This window comes from Thalassotalea agariperforans, from assembly GCF_053470345.1.
In genome coordinates this window covers 422,948-442,163 of record NZ_JBQMWH010000002.1, presented here as the reverse complement: position 1 = coordinate 442,163, position 19,216 = coordinate 422,948, and the positions used below count along the sequence as shown (strand labels likewise).

Genomic DNA, 19,216 nt, shown 5'->3' with positions numbered 1-19,216 from the left:
GCATTATAGTTGCACAATGTGATAACTGTCATAAACTTAATAAGATAAGAATAAAATTTATTAATAAGCGTTTTAAGTGATTAATAAAAACAAACGGCTTGTTTAATACGAATAAGTTTATCTGATAGGCAGCTGTATGACTAAACCACAAAAGTTAAAAGTAGAAGGTTTTAGTATTGGCCATAAAATAACGATTGTGTTGCTAGTAACAACACTTATCGCGATTATTATTACGGGCAGTATTTATTATTATAGTAGTCAAAAGGAAGTTGTCTCACTTATCAGTAACCATTTAAAATCGGTTGCTAATCAACAACGTAATCAAATAGCACTGACCCTTGAGCAGCACAGAGATCGCTTAGCGTTAATCGCAAGTCGCACCCAGTTGCGGTTATCATTAAAAGAAATTATCGCTATTGAATCAACAAAGCAAAAATTGCTTAATCCTAACACCATCAAAATTCATAAAATTATTGCAGATACTAAACAAGCCATTCCTGAATTTATTGATGTAATGATCACTGATTTACAAGGTGAAATTTTGGTTTCAACACAACCTCAAACAACTCTTAGCCATATAGATGATCATTATATTCGTGCGCTTGATCAGCAGCAGCAAGAGATATTTGTTGCACCTTTAAATGAGTTGGAAAATAAACTTATTTTAATCCAATACTTATATTTACAAGGTGAAAAAATAGGGTTGTTAGTGGTTGAATCATCACTTGCAAGCGTTCAAACGTTATTAAGTAATCATGTTGGTGTTGGTCGTTCAGAAGAAACTTATATTGTTATTAATGGCACTGATGGTCAATTGAAACCGTTAATACCTTTTAAACAAAAATTAACTAGCGCACAAATTAGCCATATTAACCCTTTTAAAGCCAGTATGGTTAATAATGAACTAAATACTTATGTTGATCATCAAGGCACTGAGGTTTTTGCTATTACTTATATTATCCCTGAGGTTAATTGGGGCTTAGTATATAAAATTGACGTTGACGATGCCCTAGAATTAGTTGAAAAACAGAGTGAATTTCTTGTTTTTTCGTTACTTATTGTGGCGTTAATTGTAGCCATTGTGGCTTTTTTTCTGGGCCGATCAATTTCACAACCGGTAATTGATATTGCTTATGTGGCAACATTAATTGCTAATGGCGATTTAACTAAAAGAATAGAATTGTTTACTAAAGATGAATTAGGCTTGTTAGGGCTGGCTTTTAACCAAATGGCTGATAAGTTGATTGAAGCGAATGTAATTTTAGAAAAAACGGTGAATGATAAAACATCCGCTTTGGTTGATGCCAATCAAGATTTAAGAGATCTGAATATCAAATTAGAGCAGTTGACTGTAGAAGACTCGTTAACAAAAATAGCCAATAGAAGAGCATTTGATCTACGTTTTAATAGTGAATGGAAACGTTGTAGTCGAGAAAATATTCCGTTGGCGATTGTTTTGTTAGATGTTGATTTTTTTAAAATATATAACGACAGCTTTGGTCATTTAGCTGGTGATGATTGTTTGAAAAAAGTGGCAAGTATTATCAAAAGTTCAGCTCAACGAGATGGTGATCTCGCGGCCCGCTATGGTGGTGAAGAATTTGTGTTGATCTTGCCCAATACCAATAAAGAAGAGTGTCGAATGCTCGCTGAAAATATTCGCAAAAAATTAGCTGAACTGGCATTACCGCACCCCAATTCAGTAATCGGTGAATATGTTACCTTAAGTATGGGAGCCGGAGTTGTTATACCTGATTTTCAAGGCTCGTCAGCTGATTTTTTTGAAAAAGTTGATAAAGCGTTATACCAAGCTAAATCATCTGGCCGTGATTGTTTAGTTTTTGTTGCTTAATTGAATACGGTTTATTATTGTACAACGGTTAATAATAAATATTTTCAGTAAAAACAGATACCTAAAAATAAATTCAAAGAATCTCTCCTGTGTCACATAAGTGTCACAAAGTTTAAATATAATTGTCACATATCCTTTATATAGTGTTCACAATTCTTAAACGCTCATCGGAGATTATTATGAGTTTAAAACGTGCCTTAGGCATTATTGGTTTAGCAAGCTTAGTAAATTTTTCAGCATTAGCTGTTGATAGTGATTTACCTACTTACAAAAAAACAAGTGGTATTTCAGGTAACTTATCTTCAGTAGGTTCTGATACTTTAGCAAATATGATGACATTTTGGGCTGAGGAATTTAAACGTACTTACCCTAATGTGAATGTTCAAATTCAAGCGGCCGGTTCTTCTACTGCGCCACCAGCTTTAACTGAAGCCACTTCAAACTTAGGACCTATGAGCCGTAAGATGAAGTCACGTGAAATTGAATCTTTTGAAGAACGTTATGGCTATAAGCCAACAGCCGTGCGTGTTGCTATTGATGCATTAGCGGTTTTTGTTCATAAAGATAATCCAATTAAAGGTTTACGAATTGACCAAGTTGATGCGATTTTCTCAAGCAACCGTAAATGTGGTGCTTTGAAAGATGCTGACCGTTGGGCTGATTTAGGTTTAACCGGTGATTGGGCTGGTAAAGACATTCAATTATACGGTCGTAACTCGGTATCAGGTACTTACGGTTACTTTAAACAAAAAGGTTTATGTAAAGGTGATTTCAAAAATACTGTAAACGAACAACCAGGTTCAGCGTCAGTTGTTCAATCTGTATCTGCATCACTAAATGGTATCGGTTATTCAGGTATTGGCTACCAAACGTCTGGTGTCCGTGCATTACCTTTAGCGAAAAAAGGCGATGACTTCATTGAAGCCAATATGGAAAATGCCATTGCGGGTAAATATCCATTATCACGTTACTTATATGTTTATGTGAATAAGCACCCGAACAAGCCGTTAGACCCAATGACAGCCGAGTTCTTAAAAATGGTACTTTCAAAAAGCGGTCAAAAAATTGTTGAAAAAGACGGTTATATTCCATTACCAAACTCTGTTGTTGAAAAAGAGTTTGCGAAATTAGGTCTTACGCTTTAATTACTAAGTAGCGCCTAATGAGTACTTAATTACATAGTCCCAACTATGATTAAAACGCCAGCATTTTAGCTGGCGTTTTTTTATGCGTTAATTAACTGTTTAAGGATAGTTATAGCAATTTCATTAAGTTTGTGATCTTGTTGTGCGTAAGAAAAATAAATCATGGCAAGGCGCTTGATTGAGCAATAGTTGTCTATCGGGATTGAAAGCAACGCAGCCATGGAATATTTTAACCCACATAAGTGGGCAATAATTTAATGAAATTGGTATTGGCCAGAGCGTGTTGAACTTTCTGTATGTTTTTGCATTAGATTGTTTAGCTTTTATTCAAGAGCGCTGAGGTGTATTTGTTCTACATAAATAAGCGGTAACGTAACTAGAAAGACCATACAGGTGTTGCTTTTCGGGTTCGTTCTGGGCGCTTCCAGCATTGCTTTCGCCTTGTTCTGAAAGTATTACTGTCAGAGTAAAAAATCATATACGAAAGGTCAATGCGATCTAGCCTCGATCAAGAAAACAATATCCGAGACTTGCTAGGGCCTGTTTATCTTTGTTTAATAATTCAGCTGAGAGATAAAATCGTTTTAATCAAGGCTGAAATTATGTCGTTTAGTCATCTAAACCAATAATTTTTAACGCCGAGTAAAGCGATTTTAGCCTCAGCCCACAGGGCAATGGCTATTTTTTGCGCTAGCTGCATTAGAATTTCACTCATTTGGAATTCACTCATTTGAAATAAGCAAACAACGTTCATTCTGCTTTGCTATCACTTAAAATAGCCTATTGCTGAAAATATAAAAAAAGATCAACAGACCCTAGCTTAACGAATAACTAATTCAATATTAATGGCTTTTAGTTGCTGTTGTTCCTGGTGTAAGTCTGCCACAATCAGTGGATTTTCAGCTAACCAGGTTTTAGGGAAGTGACAAGATAATTGGCCATGCTTAGTGCTGAATTTTATGTCAGGAAGATTAGTCAGTTGGCGTTTCTTATTTAATAAACAAGCAATCCTAAAGATCATTAAAATGCTGGCTAATTTGAGCGGTTTAATTAAAAACCATGACATGTTATCTAATGTTTGAATTTTACGGCGCTGGCTACCAACTAACCAAGCAAGCGCTTGGACTTGTTCTTGGTTAAAACCGGCTAAGTCGGCATTTTCAATAATGTAGCGGCCGTGCCGGTGAAAACCGGCAGGGTTAATATCTAAACCAATTTCATGGAGCGATATTGCCCAATAAAGCAGGTTTTCATAATGTTTACCACTTAATTGTAAAGGTTCTTTAAGTTGTTTAAATAGTTGTTTAGCGACGGTTTTTACTCGTTCAACTTGTTCTACGTCAACATTAAAACGGGTAATTAAACTAGTAATCGTGCGGTTATGAATGTTACTTGATAACTTTTGATCTAATAAACCAAAAAGCACACCTTCGCGTAAAGCATAATCACAATAATCGAGCTCTTTAATGTGTAATACTTCCATTAACGCAATGAGTATGGCCAGTCCAGGGCAAATAACATCAATTCGTGCCGCTTTTAAGCCGTTAATGTTTATGTTGCTAACATGCTCGGCGGCAACTAGTTGACTACGCAATTGATATAATTGTGACAACTGTATCGGTTGTGGTAATTCTTGGCCGTAGTTTATTATTTGATAAATGCTTTTAATCGTACCTGAGGTGCCATAAGCTGTTTGCCAACCTGGTTTAGTAAAACGTGAGGCAACGGCTTCAATTTCTAAACTGGCATGTAACACTGCATGTTTAAAAGCGGTATCGTTAATGTCGCCTTCTGGAAAGTAGCTACGAGAAAAGCTAACGCAGCCCATATCAATACTGTCTAAAAATGTAATTTTATCGTTTTTACCAACAATACATTCGGTACTACCACCGCCAATGTCTAACACGAGATGTTTGGTATCTGAGGCGACATAATGGCTAACCCCTTGATAAATTAGACGAGCTTCTTCGTGGCCTGAAATAACTTCAATATCAAACGGTAATATTTTTTGTGCTTGGCTTAAAAACTGATGCGCATTTTTAGCTTTACGTAGCGTGTATGTTGCCACAATGCGAAAGTTATCAGTGGTTAGCTGTTCAGCCATATCTGCTAATTGACTTAGTACTGCTAACCCACGATTAATAGCAGCTTTTGATAACATGTTTTCTTGATCTAAACCATCAGCCAATTTAACTGAATATTTTTCACTATGTAAAATTTGCAAGTTTTGATCAACAATACGCGCTAAAACAAAATGGAAGCTATTAGAGCCAATATCTAAAGCCGCAATACAATTTTCTGGAGTGTTGAGTGTATCGTTCATCATTGGATTTATCACAAGTTTCCTTATTACCAGTATAAATACTATTTGTTAATTGCGCTGTTAATTGGCTAACTATTTCATTAATAAAGCTGTTTGTTATGTTTTAGGTGAATCTGCTGGCGTTTCTAACGCTTTTAAATAGTCGTAAATAGCAATTTGTGAACGAACCGCGACTTTACCTTTTTTCACATAAGTATTGCTTTGTGATGGGTTAATGCGTCGTGCTTTACAGTTATCACTTAATTGTAATTCAAGAATATCGATAATACGTTGTTTTAGCTTAGGACAATAAATAGGGGTGGCGACTTCTACCCGGTGATCAATATTTCGTTCCATCCAATCGGCAGAGCTAATAAATACTGATTGCTCACCGCCATTATGGAAGACCATTACTCGTGGATGCTCTAAAAAACGGTCGATAATCGAAATGGCCTGAATATTATCACTCATGCCTTTAACGCCAGGAATTAATGCACACATACCACGAACAATAAGGTTAATTTTTACACCGGCATTACTGGCTTTATATAACCGACTGATTAAATCATCATCAACTAAGTTATTAACTTTTAGGGTAATTTGTGCTTTTTGTTTTTGCTCAGCAGCTTTAATTTCATTATCAATAAATTGATTCAGACGTCGTCGGCATGTCAGTGGCGAGACAATTAAATGATTAAATCGAAAGCGTTTATAACTGTGCGAAATAAATGAAAAAACGTTATCGACTTCTTGGCAAAGGTCTTTATGTTTTGTAAATAATGAAAAGTCGGTGTAAATACGGGCATTTTTTTCGTGAAAATTTCCCGTACCAATATGGGCATAACTAACCAATTTTTCTTGCTCTAAACGTTTAATTAAACATATTTTTGCATGAATTTTTAATGACGGAATACCAAACTCTACATGAATACCGGCATCTTTCATGAGTTTTGCCCATTCAATATTGGCTTGTTCATCAAATCTCGCCTGCAATTCAACGACAACAGTTACTTCTTTACCGTTTTTAACGGCTTCAATTAATGAATGAATTATTTCTGATTTTTTAGCAACACGGTAAATATTAATTTTTATTTCTTTTACTAACGGATCATAAGAGGCTTGGCGAACAAATTCAGTGAAATGGCTAAATTTGTAATAAGGGTAATAAACCAGAATATCTTCTTGGCTAATAGCATCAAACATTAAATGATGATGTTTAAATGTAAGTGACTCTAATGCTGGTAGTTGTGGGTTTTCTAGGGTTTTATTGCCAAGATTAGGAAATTTCACAAAGTCTTCAAAGTGGCGAAATCTTACCCCAGGTACTAAGTTATCAACCCCTTTAATTTTTAACTGTTTGCGTAAAAATTTCACCATGTAATCAGGCATAAATTTATCATAACCTAAGCGGGCCGGCTCTGCTTTTAGGCGTTGTTTTAAGCCTTTTGACATTTTATCGAGCAAACTACCATCAAGTTCATCGTTTAAGTTAAATTCAGCATCACGGCTGAGTTTTATTGAATAAGCATCGATAGAAGTGAAATTGATGGTATCGCGGAAAATATTTTCTAAAAAATAATGCACGATATCATCTAACATGAGTATTTTTTTAAAACCATTTTGCAAATGCTCAGGCATGATAATAAAACGATTAACCTCATTCCGTGGAATTTCAACTAAGGCAAACTGTTCATGATTTTCACTTTTTAGGGCGACTAAAAAATAGATTCCATCATCATCTAAACAGGCTGAAACATTGGTTGTAGGGCCAATAATAATCGGTGTTATATGTTTAATAATTTTATGTTCAAAAAAACGTTTTAACCAAGCATGTTGCTCATCGCTAATTTGTTCATTAAAAATTTTTGATTTTTTATCATTAAAAATAAGCTTGATGCCGTGTTGCTCCAATTCGGCAAAATTGGCTAGGGCGACTTCGCGAAATTTTTCGGTGAGAACATCAATTTTTTTTAATATTTGATGGAGTAGATTAGTCCAAATAGGATCATTATTTTTAACTTCTTCCGGATGAGCAGCTTCTACTAAGGCTTTGCGGCGAATATTAGCAACACGAACTCGGAAAAATTCATCAAGGTTGGCAGAGTAAATACCTAAAAAATGTATACGCTCTATTAATGGTACATCGTGGTCTGATGCTTCTTGCAAAACGCGCTCGTTAAAGGCTAACCAGCTAAGTTCTTTGTTAAAAAAAAGGTTACTATCTTTCATATACAAATATTTATGATGTAAAAAGATAATGATAAAAGGTTTTTGTTACCAAATTATTTCATGGTAACAAAAACGTCATATGTAGAAGTTGCTATTTTAGCGTGTAATATCAACCATTAAGTCATCAGCAATATTCTCTAATGCAGTGACCATATTATCAACCGCTGATTCATCAATGGTCACATGGGCTTTGGCATTAAACATTAATTGGCCAGAGTGAGCTGCACTTTGTTGATTACTGACCAACTTGATCAAATTACCATTATGGTGATGGATCACCGATGATATATCACTAACAATGCCGGCGCGATCATTTGCGGTTAGCTCTAAGATGATTTTTTCTGCTGCGGTAGCTAAGGTGTCTGGTGCAACTTCAACTTGTAAATTTAGCTCGGTTAAGTTGCTTAGGGCTGTGCATAAATCGTCAAGATGACTTTCGTCAACGGTGATTTCGACAATGCCGGCAAATAAACCCGATAAATGATGTAGGCTACTGGTTTGCCAATTACCTTGTTGTTTTTTAACAACGCTAGCAATTTGATCAACAATTCCTGGGCGATCTGGGCTGATAAAAGAAATGATAATGTGTTTCATAACAGGGTCACTTTTGTCTATTTTTATTTGGGCAGGTTAGTATAAATTTATTAATCGCGTGTTAATTGAGATAACTCTTTATTGAGCTGTTCTTCATCACCTAAATTGAGTTCAACCATGCGTCTTAATGTTGAAATGCTATCAATGTCGATGGCATTTACACGTAAGCCCAATTCATTATTGTTAGTATGAACAACGGCAATATGCATGGTGATAGGATCATTTTCATCGAGTTGGAATGATAATATACCAAGCTTATGTTTTAGTGATTCTGTATCGGCTGACGAAGTGACTAAAGCACCATTTAATGAGATATCTTGAATCGATACCGGGTAAGTATTTTCTTCAACTTCTAACTCAGCCTTGATAGAAAACAATATTCGGGTGAATTGACGTCTATTTTCCATGCGATTTTATTAAATTAATTACGTATTTATTTAGCATAGCTTTGTTTTATAAAAAAGGCACCTTTTGGTGCCTTAAATTGTTGATTAATTGATTTTTTTATATTTAATGCGATGCGGCTCTAAAGCTGCAGGCCCTAAAGTTTTCTTAAGCCATTCATTATAATCAGTAAAGTTACCTTCAAAAAAGTTAACTTGTCCTTCATCACGATAATCAAGTATGTGAGTAGCAATACGGTCTAAGAACCAGCGGTCATGGGAAATAACCATGGCACAACCTGGGAATTCTAATAAGGCTTCTTCGAGCGCACGTAACGTTTCAACATCAAGATCGTTGGTAGGTTCATCAAGCAGCAATAAGTTACCGCCGGTTTTCACCAACTTCGCTAAATGGACTCGGTTACGTTCACCACCTGAAAGGTCGCCAATGAACTTTTGTTGGTCATTGCCTTTAAAGTTAAAGCGGCTACAGTAGGCACGAGCTGGAATTTCGTAGTTACCAATTTGAATAATGTCGTGGCCTTCAGAAATTTCTTGAAAGACAGTGTTTTTGTCATTCATGTCGTCACGGAACTGATCAACACTGGCTAACTTAACGGTTTCACCTAAGCTAACTGAGCCGCTATCTGGCATTTCAGCGTTTGATAGCATTTTAAATAAGGTTGATTTACCCGCACCATTGGCACCAATAATACCAACAATAGCGCCTTTAGGAATACTAAAGCTTAAGTTGTCAATTAATACACGATCACCGTAAGATTTTGTTAACGCTTCCACATCTAAAACTTTGTCACCTAAACGCGGTCCAGGTGGAATATAAAGTTCATTGGTTTCATTACGCTTTTGATGATCTTGATTATTAAGCTCTTCAAAACGTGCCATACGGGCTTTGTTTTTAGATTGACGTGCTTTCGGGTTTTGACGAACCCATTCAAGTTCTTGCTTGATGGTTTTTTGTAAGGCACTTTCACTTTTGGATTCTTGTTGTAAACGCGCATCTTTTTGTTCAAGCCATGATGAGTAGTTACCTTCCCATGGAATACCATAGCCGCGGTCAAGTTCTAGGATCCAACCAGCGACATTGTCTAAGAAATATCTATCATGGGTAATAGCGACCACAGTACCGGTAAAGTCATGTAAAAAGCGCTCTAACCAAGCAACCGATTCAGCATCTAAATGGTTAGTTGGTTCGTCAAGCAATAACATATCAGGCTTTTGTAATAACAAACGACATAAAGCAACACGACGACGTTCACCACCGCTTAATACCGCTACTTTTTGATCCCAAGGTGGTAAGCGCAATGCATCAGCGGCTTTTTCTAACACATTGTCAATATTGTGGCCGTCTTGGCTGTTAATTATATCTTCTAATTCGCCTTGTTCTTTAGCTAAGGCATCAAAATCAGCACCTTCTTCAGCATATTCCATATAGACTTGGTCTAAACGCGCCATTGCATTTTTAACAACAGATACTGCTTCTTCAACAATTTCACGAACGGTTTTTTCTTCATCAAGTACCGGCTCTTGCGGTAAATAACCAATGTTTGTACCTGCTAAGGCTTTAGCTTCACCTTCAAATTCAGTGTCAACACCCGCCATAATGCGAAGTAAGGTAGATTTACCTGAACCGTTTAAACCTAATACGCCAATTTTTGCGCCGGGGAAAAAAGAAAGCGAGATGTCTTTGAGAATAGTGCGCTTAGGTGGCACAACTTTGCTCACCCGATTCATTGAATAAATAAATTTATCTGGCAATGCCATGGTTAAACCTTATTTGATTGTGTGGAAAAAAATATTGTCGATATTTTAGGTTAGGTTGGCTTTGATAAGCAAATAGCTTTTATCAATTCGCCTGAAAAATAATGTTAGCAGAAAAGGGGAGGAGTTATCGCTTTAAAATAAATGTAATTTAGGGGATTTATTTTAAAGCGATAGATACAAAGCGGTATTGAACTTATAAATCAGAGGCTAAGCTTTTTATAGTCCAGTTTATAGTACAGTAGCTGTGTTGTTACTTTTTTTAGAGCGGAATAATAACCACGCTAAAGGCAATAAAAACAAGCTGGTGTGCGGCTCAGGTACAGGTATAGTGTCAGTTAAGCCAATAACTGTTTGCACGTTACCTAGAATACTATCTGTGGTTAAAAAGCGAGTACCGTTGAGGGTTGCACCATCACCTAATTGATAGCTTCTTGAGCCAGACAAAAAGGTGCCTTGTAATTCAGCAGCGCCAATAATAAAGTTAGTGGCAGTATCATTGTCTAAAAAGTTAAAAATAACATTGTTGGCTAATATACCACCGGTTAAGCGGATGCCTGCACCAGAGCCAATACTAGCTAAGCCACGAACATTGACCAGCATGCCATCGTTTTGTGAACCGGATATTGTTAAAAACTCGCCGGTTTCAAGAAATAACTCATCGGTAAAAAATACCTGACTTTGTGATGCACTTAAGGTTACTGATTGTGCGATGTTATCAATGGCTAAGCCAGTAAGCGCTTGTGCTTGAGCGCTGGCATTTTTTATATCTGTACCTAGAGTTGTTAGTGCATTTGCACAGTCACCATTAAGCCCTACATCACCGCTGATCACCGTGCCAGGTGACTTAGCAACGTAATTTGAACAGGCATTACCATTAATGTTTACATTCGAACCTATAATTAAGCTATTGTTGGCAGCGACATTACCAAATATTTTTGCTTCTACACCAACACTAAAACTGCCTAACTCACCGTATTCACTTGCAATAGCAGCAAAGGTGTAATCAGAGGCAGAGGCTAAATTGACTGAGCCTTGAGTGCCTAAATTAACAATGCCAGCATGAGCAGGCAAGAGGCTGAGAAAGCATAAACTACTAACCATTAATTTAAGCTTTATTTTTAATAAATTTTTGTTCAAAAACACACAACACTCCTACAACTCCGATGAAATGACAGCGTTATCATACAGATCGGATGAGAGCTTGTCGAGTGCTGTTTTATTGTACTGCGCACAATTAATGCGTAATTAATGCACAATTAACGCATAAATTTAAAAAAGCATATTTAAGTCAGCAGTTTATAATAAACAGGGATTTTTCAGCAAAAGTAAAATACGACAGTTTTTAATCATGAAGCAAGTTGTTACATAAATTTTTGATTTAGTTAGAGCGTGTTAATCTTTGCAGTATGTTTTGGCAACAGGCTATATGTTTTTATGCAAGGCAGAGAGATTGAAGTGCTGTTGTTTTACCATAGTTTCTCTATATAAGTTAGCAATAACGATATTACATTGCTTGGCTTTGTTCTTATTGCGCTCTATTAGAACAAAAATTATACACAAAAGGTTAACACGCTCTAATCGAATATTTGTTAATACAAGACGTTAACGAAAGACAATGATATGCTTAGCGCAAAATAATATTACCGATCAGAGTTTGTCAGCCATCCATGTTCCAGCCCGTTAGTTTATTTATTGGCCTGCGTTATAGTCGAAGTCGTAATCGTTCAGGTTTTGTTTCTTTTATTACCTTTTTTTCTGTTGTTGGTATTTTACTTGGGGTTGCCGCCTTGATCACTGTCGTGTCAGTAATGAATGGCTTTGAAGGGGAGCTTAAAAGCCGAATTTTAGGAATTGTGCCGCATGTTACTTTATCGGCACCTGAGCAAAAACCGCTGAGCCAATGGCAAAAATTGCGCGAGCAAACTTTAACGCTTGAACACGTCAATAATACAACGCCGATCATTAGTACTGAAGCTTTAGTACAATCAGCCTCAGGACTACGTGGTGTGCTATTACAAGGTATTGAAAGCTCGCTTGAACAAGAGGGTATGGTTGCTCAAAATATGCTTGCAGGAGAGTTTGCAGACTTATCAAACATTCCATATTCGCTTGTCATTGGTCAAGCACTTGCCCGAAAATTAAATGTCTCGTTAGCCGATAATCTGCGTATTGTTTTACCCAATAAAACCCGCTTTACGCCAATGGGACGTATTCCCGTACAGCGAACTTTTACAGTAGTAGGCATTTTTAATTTGGGCTCGCAAGTTGATGACAGTGTTATTTATACCTCAAGCCATGATGCAGCTAAGTTATTACGTTTACCTGAAAATAGTTACACTGAATTACGGCTGTATTTAGATGATGCGTTTAATGCCAATAAAGTGGTTAAAAACATTCAGTCACACATACAAGATGTTGAAATTACTAGCTGGCAACAATCGCAAGGAGCCTTGTTTTCAGCGGTCAGCATGGAAAAAAACATGATGTGGTTAATGTTGAGCCTAATTATTGCCGTAGCGGCTTTTAATATTGTTTCGGCCCTTGTCATGGTAGTTATCGATAAACAGGGCGAAATTGGCATTTTACAAACATTAGGTTTAAGCCGCGCTGACATTGTGAAAGTATTTTTAACTCAAGGAATGTTTAATGGCATTTTTGGCACAACCTTTGGTGTTATTCTCGGGTTATTAGCGACCTTTTATTTAAATGATGTGTTGTCATTATTAGGACTTAATTTGTTCGGTGGCGGTTATGCTGCGCAGCAATTACCAGTTGCATTTGAGATCAGCGATTTAATGACCATTATCATAGGCGCACTAAGTATGACCCTATTAGCCAGTTTATATCCCGCTTATCGCGCATCAAAAACTCAACCAGCAGAGGTATTACGAAATGAGTAAGGTATTGCAGTGTTTGCAATTATCAAAAAGTTATCAGCAGGGTAATGAAACCACCCAAGTGCTTGACGGTTTAGAACTTACGGTGGAACAGGGGGAATTACTTGCCGTTGTTGGTCGTTCGGGCTGCGGTAAAAGTACCTTTTTGCATTTAGCGGGGGCACTAGATACGCCAACCAGTGGTACGGTTAAAATTAATGATGTTGATATTCATCAGTTAAGCGATAAAAAAAAGGCGCAGTTTCGTAATCAACATATTGGTTTTATTTATCAATTTCATCATTTAATGATGGAGTTTAGCGCGGAAGAAAACGTGGCTATGCCGCTGTTAATTCGTGGTGACAAACCTAAAGTTGCCTTAGAAAAAGCGCGTTTGATGTTAGATAAAGTAGGTTTGAGCCATAGATTAACACATTTACCGTCAGAGCTTTCAGGTGGTGAACGCCAACGTGTTGCTATTGCTAGGGCTTTAGTGCCAGAGCCGGCTTTAGTATTAGCGGATGAACCCACCGGTAACTTAGATTTTGATACCGCAGAGCAAGTCTATCAATTGTTGATAAGTTTAAATCGTCAGCTTAATACCAGCTTTGTGATTGTTACTCATGATTTATTATTAGCGGCTAAGATGGATCGCCAAGTCACGTTTGATCATGGCAAACTCGTACCATTAACGCTGGAGTCAGCCCCGGTAGATGACGTAACTAATAAAGCTGTGTCTGTAGAGCCAAAGACATCGGGGCAAAACTTAACTGAAAAACTGCCTGAGCAGGTTAATCAAACGCCGGTTGTTGAGTAATTGTTACTATGATAAAGCCTATCAGTTTATTTTTAGCCTTAAGGTATGTTTCTCGCCGGCACAGTAGTGGTTTTTCTTCTTTTATTTCAGCATCTTCTACTTTAGGTATTGCCTTAGGTGTGATGGTTTTGATCATTGTTTTATCGGCGATGAATGGGTTCGAAAAAGCCTTAGCGGATAAATTATTATCGATCATCCCTCATGCCGAACTCGAGTCAGTGAATGAGCCAATTGATAATTGGCCAGCAACCGCAAAAAAAATGCTAGCTAATCCTGAAGTGTTAGCGGTTGCACCAGCGATTAAAATGACTGGCATGGTACAAAAAGCAGGGCAGTTAAAAGGTGTTGAACTACGCGGTGTTGATGTGAATAGCGAACAGCTAGTATCAGACATTAGCCAATATATTACCGCGGGCAAGTGGCAAAATTTATCAAGTGAAAGTTCAGATAAACAAGGCTTGATTATTGGTTCTGGTATTGCCAAAAAATTAGCGCTTAAACTTGGTGATAAAGTGCAACTATTGTTACCAATAAACCAACCAGTAGCAAATGGTATGCAGCAACAATTTCCCGCGCCTACGGTTAGGCATGTTGAGGTAGTCGCTATTTTTACTTTTGGTGGTGTCATTGACGACACCTTAGCTTATATTTCATTAGCGCAAGCTCAAGACATTTTAGGTTACACCGCCAGTCAGGTGAATACATTGCGCATTAAAGTGCCAGATGTTTTTCAAGCCAGAGCGATTATTTCTAACATTGCTTATCAGCTTGATAATTATGTTTATATTCATGATTGGACTCGAACCCAAGGTCACTTATTTCAAGATATTCAATTAGTGCGCATGGTGATGTTTATTGTTTTAGCCTTAGTGATTGCAGTGGCGAGCTTTAATATTGTTTCTACCTTGATCATGGTAGTTAATGAAAAAAAAGGCGATATTGCTATTTTGAAAACCATGGGTGCGAGCCCGTTATTGATCATGTTAAGTTTTATTATTCAAGGCTTAGTGAATGGCATTGTTGGTTGTTGTTTAGGTACTGGTTTAGGTATTTATTTAGCGCTGAATTTAACCCATGTGATCACCAAAATAGAAAGTGTTTTTTCAACTAAAATTCTGTCTGGCGATGTTTATTTTATTGACTTTATACCGAGCCAATTACAATGGCCTGATGTTTATATTACCGTGACCATTGCGCTAGTGTTAAGTTTATTCGCTACTATTTATCCTGCGTGGCGTGCAACTAAAGTAGATCCTGCTCAAGTATTAGGGCAGATGTAACAACCTGAAAAATTGACTCGTCGGTAAGTTTGTTATTGAATTGAGGTTGAATAAAACTTAGTGAATTATAAAACAAAGCTGTACTCAAATAGCGTTGTACTACGCAAACAGTGCAGTTAAAGCGAATAAAAGCAATGCAGCAAGCCAACGAAGTAAAGCCGGTACAGTTAAGCCAGTACTGAAGTCAGTGTTGTTATCGGTGTGAGTTAGAACTTTAATTTAGGCTAGGGTTTTAGCTGTATTAGTTATAGCTGAATTCTGTTTGAACCTACATTTTTTAGGCAAAAAAATAGCGCTATTAATAGCGCTATTTTTATTTATGGATATAGATTTACAAGTTTATTGCAGACCTTATTCAGTTGCTGGTTTTGCTAATGCGCCAACAATAACGGTTTTAGATTTTGCTGAGTCAACAATAGCAGCGTTAAGCTCAGTACCTTCAGCTAAGCCATCAAAATCTTCAGCGGCTACTTGGGTTGTACCTGCCACATCAGAGTATATAACGATATCATCAATATATAGAGGGGCGTTGGCGTCATTTGGTAGTTTAAATTGAATAACATAAACACCAAGTCTGGCAATATGGTAAGAAAGACTCTTTATATCAAAAAAGTCACTGGTAATTTCACCGTCAACATCTCTTACTGGTACACCATCAATTGAAAGAGAAACAACCCCAGGGACAGACGAGTTACCTGATGAGTTCCAAGTGAATTCAACGTCAAACCATACTGTTGGAGTATGGCTTTGTTCTAAAACAAGGTCTTTTTTCGTTGAACCTACTTGATCTATTGTACGTGAATACTTTAATTCACCGTTGCCAGCAACAACAACGTTTGCTGTTGATCTATGCTTATCTCCACCTGGGTGAATTTTATCACCCCAAAAAGTAAAATCAGAATTTTTATTTGTGGCAGACAGGTTAGCTTTAAATGTTATTTTACCTGCAGCTCTTGCCGCATCAGGTACATCAAGCGTTAATACACCTTCTGCACCTCCGCCTATTTGAGCTGTTAAATTACCGCCAATTAAACCATTAATCGTCACAGGAAGATCAACAGCTGTGCCATCTACTGACATTACTTTTATTGTCTCAATTAGAGGTGTTGGCGCAGTACCGTCACCTTTTAGGGCAACCACATCAGCATTCGTTGCATCGAGCATGTATGTCCAAGCACCGTTTTCATCAATACTGAAAGTACCATAACCAAGTTCAACAGCATCTTGTACAATGAACTTATCTTCATTTAAGTTTGGATCTGTGATCATTAAGGTGCCGGCGGCATCAACGCTATTGATATTAACGGTAACGTCTGGGTTCACCACAGCTTCTTCACCTTCGGCAGGTTCAACATCTATCCCACCAGGAACACCGGTAATATCTGCAGGTATTTGCTGAGCACCTTTTAAAGTGATCATAATTTCTTGCGTTGTACCATCAGCAGATTCAACGGTGAAACTATCATCTAATGTTGGTGGTGTATCTGTTTCTTCTAGGTAATATAAGGCTTTAACTGCTTCATTTGAGGCGTCAATTTCGTACGTCCATTCAACTTTACCTTTTACGGCCGCTACACCTTCAACAGCTTCAACAGCTGGTATTTCAGGGGTAGTTTCTGTTGCTGGAATAGCAGGAGAGGCTTCAACTGCTTCTACGCCTTCAACCGGATCGGTTATGGTAAAAGTGACAACACCATAATTAGTCGTAATTGTTGCCGTGCCATCTACTTCGGTTGCTTGCGCACCTGGTTGTTCTAAGGCCGCTTTGAAGTAAGCTTCGGCAGGGTTAGCATCACTTACCGCTGTTCTACCGTTAATAGTGCCGGTATCAACATTGACAACCGTTGTTAATGTTTCACTAAATACGGCTGGTACATCAATACCTTCAATGGTGACATTAATTGTTTGCTCTGTCATATCGGCAGATTTGATCACAAACGGAATTTCCGTCAGGCTTGGCATGTCAGAGCTAACTAACGCGGTGATCGCTGGGTGTTCTTCATCACCTGTGTAAAGCTGATAATCCCAATCGCCAGCGGCGTTAATGGTAAAGGTACCGTAAGTACCTTCGATGGTCGCTGGGAAAATAAGTGATTCCCCTGGGTTTACATCATCAACAATAACACGTAGTGCAGGGTTTTCGGCTTTTGAAAGTACCGCAGTTAAATTCCCCTCAAATGTGGCTGCCGTTTGTGTTGTATTTTTGTCATCAGAGCTATCACATGCTGTTAAAGCGGCAATAACTGATAAAGCTAGGAATTGTTTTTTCATTATTTTTCCTTGTTACTTATTCTTTTTTTGATACTAGGTTACCGGCAGTAACCTAGTATTTTGAGTAAACAGTATTGAATTTCTATGTATTAAAGATCGCGTATAATAAAGATGTTATCGGTAGTAACAGCTTTGTAACGTGGGTTTTCTGCTTTTTGAATTGAGTCACCGTCACTACTGTTTGAAAAGCTATCTTCAAAGTCTGGGGTGTCAAATTTTACATCGGCATCAATATTGGTATAAAACTTAATGTCATCAACTAATAACGCGCCAACACCGCCTTTATCTTGATTTTTTTGAATGAAAAAACGCATTTCTTGTAGACATTTATACTTTCCGTTGCCAGCTACAGTTTGAGCGACAAACTTTTCGGTTGGATCGGCAGGGATAGCACCATGATCGGAACTTGCGACTTCATCGTTAATAGAAAGTGTTAAATACGTTTTATCGCTAGCTGCTCGATATTCCCAAGTCATTGCAAATTCAGTCCATTCACCTGGAATATGCATTTGATCAAATACTACATGTTCAGTAATAAATTGGTTGTTTTCATTTTTTGCATAATCTTGAGAGCCATTACTATAAGAACCTCCAGGTACTATTGGAGCAGACCACATGGTAATTTCACTATCAGGTGTTAGGAAAAGCTGAGCAACTCGGCGGTTATCGCCGCCGCCATCATTGTTACCATTCCAGCTACCACAAGTCATACCTATTTTACCGGTTGTTGCTAAGTCTTCGGTTGTTTTAGCGCTAAAAAGTAATTTACCATCGCTTACATCGCCAATAGCTACATTTTCACCTAAAAAGTTAATTGCAAAAACGCTAGTTAAGTCTGTTTCACTAGGAACTTGAACGGCAAAGTTAAGTGGAGCACCGGTAATGTTTACTTTGAATGTATTTTCTGTGCCATCGGCAGAGTAAACCGTAAACTCTTCAAATGTTGCATCTTCAGGTGTTACTAATGATTGTAAGTCAGGGTGTCTTTTGTCTAACTCATACTCCCAACGGCCATCAGGGTTCATGGTGAAAACACCGTATTTTGCATCACCTTCTACACGGAAAAATGATTCATTAAAGTTTTCGTCATAAACTTCTGCTCTACCAAAACCTAGGGTTTCTTTTAATGATACGTTAGCAACAAAAGCCCCCCTAAATTCTGCAGGAATGTCAGCGGCAACACCTTTGATAATAAAGTTAAGATCACCTTGAGTACCATCTAATGAGGTTAATGTAATAGTGTCTGTTAAAGTTGCATTTGTATTACCCATAAGCGCAGCAACTTCAGGATGAGTTTCATCTAGATCGTATGTCCAGGCTCCATCACCTTCTTCCGTCATTACAAAAGTACCGTAATTACCTTCAGGAATTTGAGCATAATCTGGATCGGCTTCACCGTAGTTAACATCGGTAACAACAATTGTACCTTCAGCTGAACCATGGCCTACGGTTAGTTCAACTTCCATACCTTTACCAGTAGTGCCATCAAAACCCACTTCAGTGGTAAATTCGTTGTTAAAATTAGCGGCTACTTTTTTAGCTCCGCTGTTGTCTATTTCACATGCAGACAATGATGCAAGCAGTGATAGAGCTATAATTTGTTTTTTCATTGGGTTGTTCCTGTAAATTCTATTCTTTTTTATTCTGTTGATATTGCGTAAAGCTGAAGTGTTATCAAACAAGTT

General features: G+C 37.5%; 14 protein-coding genes. 5 read left to right on the top strand and 9 right to left on the bottom strand.

All coding sequences use genetic code 11. The features are described 5' to 3' along the window. Positions 1–136 precede the first annotated feature (136 nt). Entirely contained in the window at positions 137–1,852 is a 1,716-nt protein-coding gene (locus ACSLUO_RS05100; RefSeq protein ID WP_448246766.1) for a diguanylate cyclase domain-containing protein, read from the top strand. Positions 1,853–2,031: 179 nt separating this feature from the next. After that, complete coding sequence (locus tag ACSLUO_RS05095) at positions 2,032–2,997, top strand: PstS family phosphate ABC transporter substrate-binding protein (protein ID WP_448246764.1); 966 nt, start codon at positions 2,032–2,034, stop codon at positions 2,995–2,997. Positions 2,998–3,610: 613 nt separating this feature from the next. Here ACSLUO_RS05095 and ACSLUO_RS05090 read toward each other — a convergent pair. The 7 genes from ACSLUO_RS05090 to ACSLUO_RS05060 all read right to left on the bottom strand — a co-directional run bounded on the left by ACSLUO_RS05090 (position 3,611) and on the right by ACSLUO_RS05060 (position 11,430). Further along, complete coding sequence (locus ACSLUO_RS05090) at positions 3,611–3,751, bottom strand: hypothetical protein (RefSeq protein ID WP_448246763.1); 141 nt, start codon at positions 3,749–3,751, stop codon at positions 3,611–3,613. Between the two features lie 66 nt (positions 3,752–3,817). Continuing rightward, positions 3,818–5,335: a Ppx/GppA phosphatase family protein gene (locus ACSLUO_RS05085; protein WP_448246761.1), complete on the bottom strand. Its 1,518-nt coding sequence runs from the start codon at positions 5,333–5,335 to the stop codon at positions 3,818–3,820. Between the two features lie 81 nt (positions 5,336–5,416). Beyond that, positions 5,417–7,528, bottom strand: coding sequence for a polyphosphate kinase 1 (gene ppk1, locus ACSLUO_RS05080; protein WP_448246759.1), 2,112 nt, complete (start codon positions 7,526–7,528; stop codon positions 5,417–5,419). Positions 7,529–7,624: 96 nt separating this feature from the next. After that, entirely contained in the window at positions 7,625–8,122 is a 498-nt protein-coding gene (locus ACSLUO_RS05075; RefSeq protein WP_448246757.1) for a glycine cleavage system transcriptional repressor, read from the bottom strand. Between the two features lie 50 nt (positions 8,123–8,172). After that, a complete protein-coding gene (locus tag ACSLUO_RS05070; protein WP_448246756.1) occupies positions 8,173–8,529 on the bottom strand; it encodes a PilZ domain-containing protein in 357 nt (118 codons plus the stop codon). An 84-nt stretch (positions 8,530–8,613) separates the two neighbouring features. After that, positions 8,614–10,287 (bottom strand): energy-dependent translational throttle protein EttA, encoded by a 1,674-nt coding sequence (gene ettA, locus ACSLUO_RS05065; RefSeq protein WP_448246754.1) that lies wholly within the window; start codon positions 10,285–10,287, stop codon positions 8,614–8,616. Positions 10,288–10,515: 228 nt separating this feature from the next. Then, complete coding sequence (locus tag ACSLUO_RS05060; protein WP_448246752.1) at positions 10,516–11,430, bottom strand: hypothetical protein; 915 nt, start codon at positions 11,428–11,430, stop codon at positions 10,516–10,518. A gap of 524 nt (positions 11,431–11,954) precedes the next feature. Between ACSLUO_RS05060 and ACSLUO_RS05055 the strand changes: the two genes are divergently transcribed. Genes ACSLUO_RS05055 through lolE form a run of 3 tightly spaced genes read left to right on the top strand, consistent with a single transcriptional unit; the run spans position 11,955 to position 15,260 of the window. Next, on the top strand, positions 11,955–13,187 hold the full coding sequence (locus ACSLUO_RS05055) for a lipoprotein-releasing ABC transporter permease subunit (RefSeq protein ID WP_448246750.1): 1,233 nt from the start codon (positions 11,955–11,957) through the stop codon (positions 13,185–13,187). Next, on the top strand, positions 13,180–13,980 hold the full coding sequence (lolD, locus tag ACSLUO_RS05050; RefSeq protein WP_448246748.1) for a lipoprotein-releasing ABC transporter ATP-binding protein LolD: 801 nt from the start codon (positions 13,180–13,182) through the stop codon (positions 13,978–13,980). The genes ACSLUO_RS05055 and lolD overlap by 8 nt, the downstream gene beginning before the upstream one ends. An 8-nt stretch (positions 13,981–13,988) precedes the next feature. Then, the gene (lolE, locus tag ACSLUO_RS05045) at positions 13,989–15,260 is read left to right on the top strand and encodes a lipoprotein-releasing ABC transporter permease subunit LolE (protein WP_448246746.1); all 1,272 of its coding nucleotides are present in this window, start codon (positions 13,989–13,991) and stop codon (positions 15,258–15,260) included. A 351-nt stretch (positions 15,261–15,611) separates the two neighbouring features. On the opposite strand, the gene ACSLUO_RS05040 is transcribed toward lolE, so the two are convergent. Further along, complete coding sequence (locus tag ACSLUO_RS05040) at positions 15,612–17,531, bottom strand: VCBS domain-containing protein (protein ID WP_448246744.1); 1,920 nt, start codon at positions 17,529–17,531, stop codon at positions 15,612–15,614. 89 nt (positions 17,532–17,620) lie between these two features. Continuing rightward, entirely contained in the window at positions 17,621–19,141 is a 1,521-nt protein-coding gene (locus ACSLUO_RS05035; RefSeq protein WP_448246742.1) for a VCBS domain-containing protein, read from the bottom strand. Between the last annotated feature and the right edge of the window lie 75 nt (positions 19,142–19,216).

Coding starts and splice junctions, on each gene's coding strand:
- ACSLUO_RS05100 (WP_448246766.1), top strand. CDS start 137: ATGACTAAACCACAAAAGTTAAAAGTAGAAGGTTTTAGTATTGGCCAT.
- ACSLUO_RS05095 (WP_448246764.1), top strand. CDS start 2,032: ATGAGTTTAAAACGTGCCTTAGGCATTATTGGTTTAGCAAGCTTAGTA.
- ACSLUO_RS05090 (WP_448246763.1), bottom strand. CDS start 3,751: ATGAACGTTGTTTGCTTATTTCAAATGAGTGAATTCCAAATGAGTGAA.
- ppk1 (WP_448246759.1), bottom strand. CDS start 7,528: ATGAAAGATAGTAACCTTTTTTTTAACAAAGAACTTAGCTGGTTAGCC.
- ACSLUO_RS05075 (WP_448246757.1), bottom strand. CDS start 8,122: ATGAAACACATTATCATTTCTTTTATCAGCCCAGATCGCCCAGGAATT.
- ACSLUO_RS05070 (WP_448246756.1), bottom strand. CDS start 8,529: ATGGAAAATAGACGTCAATTCACCCGAATATTGTTTTCTATCAAGGCT.
- ettA (WP_448246754.1), bottom strand. CDS start 10,287: ATGGCATTGCCAGATAAATTTATTTATTCAATGAATCGGGTGAGCAAA.
- ACSLUO_RS05055 (WP_448246750.1), top strand. CDS start 11,955: ATGTTCCAGCCCGTTAGTTTATTTATTGGCCTGCGTTATAGTCGAAGT.
- lolD (WP_448246748.1), top strand. CDS start 13,180: ATGAGTAAGGTATTGCAGTGTTTGCAATTATCAAAAAGTTATCAGCAG.
- lolE (WP_448246746.1), top strand. CDS start 13,989: ATGATAAAGCCTATCAGTTTATTTTTAGCCTTAAGGTATGTTTCTCGC.
- ACSLUO_RS05040 (WP_448246744.1), bottom strand. CDS start 17,531: ATGAAAAAACAATTCCTAGCTTTATCAGTTATTGCCGCTTTAACAGCA.
- ACSLUO_RS05035 (WP_448246742.1), bottom strand. CDS start 19,141: ATGAAAAAACAAATTATAGCTCTATCACTGCTTGCATCATTGTCTGCA.